The sequence below is a fragment of the Methylocaldum sp. genome, assembly GCF_035627495.1.
Taxonomy (GTDB): Bacteria; Pseudomonadota; Gammaproteobacteria; order Methylococcales; family Methylococcaceae; genus Methylocaldum.
Genome location: NZ_DASPLO010000200.1, coordinates 1 through 6,095 on the forward strand (window position 1 = coordinate 1; position 6,095 = coordinate 6,095).

Genomic DNA, 6,095 nt, shown 5'->3' on the forward strand with positions numbered 1-6,095 from the left:
GGGTGGTGCGGGCGTTCTTGTGAAGTTGAATCTGCATCGTGATGAGTCTCAACCGGATGAACCAAAAACTTCACGGAGGACACTCCGTGCCTCGAAGAGAGCATAGCTCCTTCTTGGTAAAGAATCACACGGGACCTGACAACTAGCCAATGTTAAGCCTGAACATACTCGAAATCGTGATGATGACCGGTTTTTTCGCCGCCCTCGGCGGTTCCGTGGGCTTCTGCATCGGCAACTATAGCCGTCGAATCCAACTGGATACTTGCCCGGACGGAAAGCAGTCCTAACATCCCGCCCCGGTTCCGAAACGCATTCTTATGTGGAATTGATATTACCGTATTCAGGCGCTAATGATTCCCGCGTTTTCTCTTCATCTTCTTCTGCTGTCGCCTCGTTCTTCCAACACTCTGTCGAGGATGGGCGAGGACAGAAGCAGCCAGTCGTAAAATACACGTGAACGACTGATTCATCTGACAAAGCGGCCACTCATTCCCTCGTTATTTTGGCTCGCTGCCAACTCCGAGTTCAGTTGCTGTTTTGCAGGTGCCTCGCCAAATCCGACGGTTTCAGTTTTCGCATCTCAATCGGCGAAACCCTGCCCCGCGACGATACTTTTTCGTAGATTTCCCCAAAAGCTTGGGTGCAATAGGGTAACCGCTCCCGCAGCCGGTCATAATCGGTATGATCGAACATGGTTCGGAAATCCTCCCGGCTCAGGGTGGTTTTCGCATAGAGGGCCTGATAACCCTGATTCTCGATCACGAACTTTTCTAGGAGAGGCAGGGCGATGCGGCCATCGAAATCCTTTTTGCGCGGGGTTCCGTAGGCACCGATATCCACGTACATTTCGTCCACGTTGCCGTCCTTGTCCGTGAAGGGATGAAGAAACCCCAGATCCCGCGCATTGCCATAAACCGCCATCGGCGAAAGCCATAAGGGATAAAGGTCGAAATGATCGTCGAAGTATTCGATGGATTCCTTCAGGCGCTGCATAGGCATGAGCATATCCTGGACGACATGATGTTTTTCCCTGAGCCGCCGGGTGGTTTCGGTTTCCGTGTATTTCAGGAGTTCGATGCGCGGGGGCAACGCCCAGCCCAGCAGCCACCGAAAGGCCGGATGGTTGCCGAAAGGAATGATTTCTTCCATGGTCCAGAAATAACTGCGGGTGTGCCGGTGGAGATAATCCCGGAGTGGCACGTATTCGACGCCTTCCTTTCCGGATTCGAGCCAGGTTTGTACATGCTTGTAAAACCAGGGCTGATACCAGCGCCCGATGGCATTCACCTGCCCGTCGGATCTAACGTCATCGGTAAGCACGCCGCGCATGATGACTGCTGTTTCGCGGCTGTAAACCAAGCCCTCGACGAAATCGTTGTTTTCCGTATCCCGGCATTCCCGCTCGAACACATCAATCATCTCGGCCTGGGTATATACCGGCTGATAGTGGAGCCGGACGTATTTACGGGCCGGGATGATCTTCAGTTCGGCGGCGACCAGAAAACCCAGGGTCCCATGGCTCCAGGGTATCAGATGAAAAAGTTCGGAGTTTTCGGACGGGCTGCATCGGAGCAGTTCCCCTTCAGCCGTGACGATATCGAAGGACTCGCATATATATTGGAACAACCCGTATTTGTGGCTGCTGGTCTCCACCCCGAATCCCATGATCAACCCGCCCACCGTTAGATCGTCCAGTTCCGGTACCACGGGCAGAATCCAACCTTTGGAGATCAGGCTGCGGGAAATCTGTCCCATGCTGGCCAGAGGCTCCACGCGGACGGTGCGGCGGATTTGGTCGATTTCCAGGATGTCGTACATGCCAATATGGATATTGCGATGGGTGAGCTTGTATTTCGGCACCATTTCGCTCATGGCCTGCCAGCCCGAGCGGGCCGTACACAGCTTTTCCCGCGCCCCGGATTTCTTCCAGTCCTCGATTTGCCGAATCACGTCCCAGACCCTTCGCTCATGCCGGGCGGGCGCGCTATGGAAGCGAAACATGATCCTGTTGCGGATCGTGACGTAGGCGCCATAGATGCAGGAAATGGGTAGCAATACGATAACCGCGAATAAGCCACGGTAATGGGTGAGCAAATATTCGAAAAATTGGCCAGATCTGCAATCGGCTTTGTTCATGTATTTTGTTATTGCTTGGATTTCTCGGTTAACCGCGCACTGGCTGATATCTACCGGAAAAACATTATGGCGGTGTTATCGACAGGCGGCAGGCGGAGGAAGATCGCGATTCCATATCCCCGTACATGGGTAAGGAGTTTTTTGTCTCTTCCCGCGAAAGAAGCATGTTACCATCCGGCCTCGACGCCACGAAAAACGACCCCAACATGAACTCGGGAAAAGTGCTAGTCACCGGAGCGACCGGCCATCTCGGTGCCAATCTCGTACGCCGCCTGCTGGCCGACGGCGAGGAAATCCGCGTGCTGATGCGGCAAGGACGCGACAACGGAGCGTTGGCGGGACTCGACGTGGAGCGGACCTACGGCGATTTGCGGGATTGCGAGGCGGTTGATGCGGCCGTGCGCGGCTGTTTCCGCGTCTATCATTGCGCGGCGCTGGTCTCGACCATAGACGGGAACGCGGCCCATAAGCGGGAAGTCTTCGATACGAACGTCCTCGGCACGCGGTACATTCTGCAAGCAGCCGCGCGCCACGCGGTCGACAAGGTAGTGGTTTCCGGGTCGCTCAGCGCCACCGGCTACGAGCCCGACCTCCCCAGCCACGAGGGCATGCCGTTCTATCCTTTCGATCGCCATCTGCCCTATGGCTTTACCAAGCATCTGGTGGAACACGAAGCCTTACGCGCCCATGCGGACGGCCTCAACGTGGTCGTCGCCACGTCCTGCGCCATCGTCGGTCCCCATGACTATGCGCCATCGCGCATGGGACGGGTGCTCATCGACTACGCCCATGGCCGGCTCAAGGCCTATATTCCCGGCGGCTTCGAATTCGTCTCTGCCCGCGATATCGCCGAGGGCCATGTGCTCGCCATGCGGAAAGGCCGTTCCGGGCAGAAATACATCATTAGTACCGTCTACTCCAGCGTGGACGACCTGATGTCGCTCTACGGGCAGGTGACCGGCCGACCGCCGCCCCGGCTGCGCTTGCCGGCACCCGTCATGGCCGCGCTGGCGGAAGTGACCGACAAGACCTGGTTCCGGATATTTCCCAACTCGCCCCGGCGGTTCACGCCAGCCGCGGTACGCCTGCTCTCGATGCGGCGTCGGGCGGATCACGAGAAGGCAAAACAGGAGTTGGGCTATCGGCCCACCAGCCTGGCCGACGCGATTCAGGAAGCCTATGAGGATTTTGTACGCCGCGGTGTCATCACCCCGGCGAAGTGAAACGGGCTTTGGCCGCCATCATCCATTCTTAACCACACAGAGAGCCTGACGATGAGGAATGCGCAAGCGACATCCCCGCAATCGCCGCCTAGTTTCGCGGAAGCGAAAAACTCTCGGCAAAAGGCCCGTGCCGCCGGCCTGGATCCGGACCGCTGGTACGCGGTGGAATACGACAGCGCCGTCAAGAAAGGCCAGGTGAAGGAAGTGGTCTTCTGGAAGAGTTCCGTTGCCCTGTTCCGCGGCGAGGATGGCGGGCTCGCCGCCGTGCAGAACCACTGTCCGCACCGCCAGCTCAAGCTCACCCATGGCGTTGTCGATCAATGCCATCTGCGCTGCGTCTATCACGGCTGGACTTTCGACCGGGATGGGCGGCTGGTCGATTATTCCCACGACAGCTTCGGCAAGCCGCTCATCAAGAACCAGTTGCGCACTTACCCGGTACAAGTCCGCTACGGCCTGATCTGGCTGTTCCCCGGCGATCCCGCGCTAGCCAGCGAGCGGAAGATTCCCGAAATTCCCGAACTCACTGGAGACAACCCCTGGGCCAACTTTGCCGCGGATTTCACCTGGCGCACCCACCACTCCATGGTGATCGACAATATCTGCGATTTCGCCCATGCCTTCCTGCATCGGAAATACCGCCCCTTCGTCGACGCCAAGCTGACCCATCACGAAGCCGACGAGGACCGGGTTTACCTGACCTACGACGCCTACATGGCCGCCGGACGGATTTCGGGGATTTTTGTCGACCGGAAGCGAGTCAACACCCGCTCCATCGAATTGTGTTACGAGTATCCCTATCAGTGGACCAACACCGGCGACAGCATCAAGAACTGGTCGTTCCTGCTGCCCATTGACGAACGGACCACCCGGGTGTTTTTCCTGTTCTATTTCGACAGCATCAAGATTCCGCTGATTTCCATTAAAACGCCGAAATGGTTGACCCAAATCGTGCTGAACATCGCCAAGCCCCTGGTGTTCAATCCCATCCTCCTGGAGGACGGGATTGCCCTGGAGGCGGAGCAGTTGGGCTACGAACAGCATTGGGATGCGCCGCCCATCGAGCTCAACCCCGTCGTGCCGCTGTTTCAGCAGCTGACGGCGCGGAAATGGGAGGATTATCTCGCCCGAACGACGGCAGCACCGATTAGAGGCGCGAGGCCACACGCCGGGTGATCGGGAGCTTACGATATCCCGCGATGGACGGAGAAACCGCGTTCAGGCGGCATGGTTAACAAAACTCTCGAATATCGGATCGAATCATTCATGATTACCGGTGCCTCCGGCAGGCTGGTCGCGGAGCAGCCACTCGCCGCCGGCACGGCAGGGTGCCGGTGACTTGGTCATTACCCCATCCTCCTTTCTGAGGAGCTATTCAGTTCAAGCGGGGAGAATTCTGCCATTCGGCCCACGGCGCAAAAGGGGCGCAGGCTGGAACAGCCGACCATAGCGGAGGATGTGCTGCCACGGATGCCTATGTACGGCGGCAATGACAGCTTTCGTGGCCAGAAGCGGAAGCTCAGGGTTCGCGTCACGACAGTCTCAAGATCGGCCAAAGCTGCCGTCAGGTGTTGGTAGTTAGATGCACCCAATGACTGCTTTCTGGATCTGCTCGGTGATGCGTACTCCTGACCAAAGATTGCATTCGAGCTGAGACAAAAGGGTTTGCCCACGTGGAGGCGACGAGATAGCGAGCGCCGCCAGCAGTGAATGACAATGTGTGCCCTTTGCCCTAAGTGTTGCAGATAGAAGGTAACTAGCCGAACGGGCAGATCCCCTCGTTATTCTCTAAGATAAATCGGCATACTCGTGTCGATACCTGCTTCGCACGTGGAGATAACCAAGGCGTTCCTAATCTCGTAAACCTGACCAACCCTCACGCCGATTGAATGGGGGCGTTCAGTGGCGCTCGACCACGTAGCTGCTCGCTGCAGTGCTTAACGCAGCCTCCTCCTGATCCCAGCCTCCATATCTTCGTGGTCCGCTTCGTTTTCGTATGTCTTTACCATTTCCATCAACAGTTCAGATGCCACAAAAGGATGCGAATATCGAAGCTCATTCGCCCAAGCACGGTATTTTTCTGCCAGTTCACGTTCCTGAGCACCGCCTTCTCCGCGCCAAATCGAGCCACGCGAATTGTAGAGCCCAGTGTACGCACCCCTCATCATTTTTTTAGAGTGCACGTCCTCCATGACCTGCCGCACAGGCTCGCAAGGCCATACACCGTCATTTCCTACCGGGGCGCCTGACAGAAGATTGCCAAGGCAGAAATCGGCAATGTCCAGCCGGCCGAGTTCCGCACAGGCGTCCCGCACTGTCTTGATCCACGCTGCGAGCTTGTCTGCTTTGAGTTCCCCCAGATCGTCGTGGCCGGGTATTCTGTTAAGTCCTTCGAGTAGCTTGTACCCGCGTTCGGTGAAATGTTGAACTTGTTCGGGAGCGACTTTCCATTCCGGCGGGTCTTCGCCTTCGCCTCTGCGCATGTACGTCCAGACAACGGCTTGCACGAACAGCTCGGGATGGATTTCCACGTACTTCTCGAGGTTCGGAATCCCATAACCTTCGCGTCTGCTCCAAGGTTTTGACAGGGCATCAATATAGGTGAACTCAAGGCTCGCCTTCTGCTCAAGCGTCAGCACCGGGCTCTTGTCCATCAGCGCGAATGCCTCCTCAATGTAGTACCGGTTCAGCTGGTAATGGCCGGGCTGGTCCTTTCCTTCCTTCACCATCTCAGAC

The 6,095-nt window shown here is 57.0% G+C and carries 5 protein-coding genes; 3 read left to right on the forward strand and 2 right to left on the reverse strand.

The window, feature by feature from the left end; genetic code table 11:
- Nucleotides 1-149: 149 nt before the first annotated feature.
- Nucleotides 150-287 (forward strand): hypothetical protein, encoded by a 138-nt coding sequence (locus VEB01_RS19555; RefSeq protein WP_324878408.1) that lies wholly within the window; start codon nucleotides 150-152, stop codon nucleotides 285-287.
- 238 nt (nucleotides 288-525) lie between these two features.
- Here the strand turns inward: VEB01_RS19555 and VEB01_RS19560 are convergent, their stop codons facing one another.
- Nucleotides 526-2,136, reverse strand: coding sequence for an FAD-binding oxidoreductase (locus VEB01_RS19560; RefSeq protein WP_324878410.1), 1,611 nt, complete (start codon nucleotides 2,134-2,136; stop codon nucleotides 526-528).
- 164 nt (nucleotides 2,137-2,300) lie between these two features.
- Here VEB01_RS19560 and VEB01_RS19565 point away from each other — a divergent pair, with 164 nt between their 5' ends.
- Nucleotides 2,301-3,359 carry an NAD-dependent epimerase/dehydratase family protein gene (locus VEB01_RS19565; protein WP_324878413.1) on the forward strand — a complete coding sequence of 353 codons (1,059 nt, stop codon included), beginning with the start codon at nucleotides 2,301-2,303 and terminating at the stop codon, nucleotides 3,357-3,359.
- Between the two features lie 51 nt (nucleotides 3,360-3,410).
- Nucleotides 3,411-4,535: a Rieske 2Fe-2S domain-containing protein gene (locus VEB01_RS19570; protein ID WP_324878415.1), complete on the forward strand. Its 1,125-nt coding sequence runs from the start codon at nucleotides 3,411-3,413 to the stop codon at nucleotides 4,533-4,535.
- A gap of 761 nt (nucleotides 4,536-5,296) precedes the next feature.
- Here the strand turns inward: VEB01_RS19570 and VEB01_RS19575 are convergent.
- Nucleotides 5,297-6,095, reverse strand: a 799-nt coding sequence (locus VEB01_RS19575) for a hypothetical protein (protein ID WP_324878417.1), incomplete at its 5' end; no start/stop codon positions are given.

What these genes read in the sequence shown, in the direction of transcription:
- VEB01_RS19560 (WP_324878410.1), bottom strand. Translation starts at nt 2,136, where the DNA reads ATGAACAAAGCCGATTGCAGATCTGGCCAATTTTTCGAATATTTGCTC.
- VEB01_RS19570 (WP_324878415.1), top strand. Translation starts at nt 3,411, where the DNA reads ATGAGGAATGCGCAAGCGACATCCCCGCAATCGCCGCCTAGTTTCGCG.
- VEB01_RS19565 (WP_324878413.1), top strand. Translation starts at nt 2,301, where the DNA reads ATGTTACCATCCGGCCTCGACGCCACGAAAAACGACCCCAACATGAAC.
- VEB01_RS19555 (WP_324878408.1), top strand. Translation starts at nt 150, where the DNA reads ATGTTAAGCCTGAACATACTCGAAATCGTGATGATGACCGGTTTTTTC.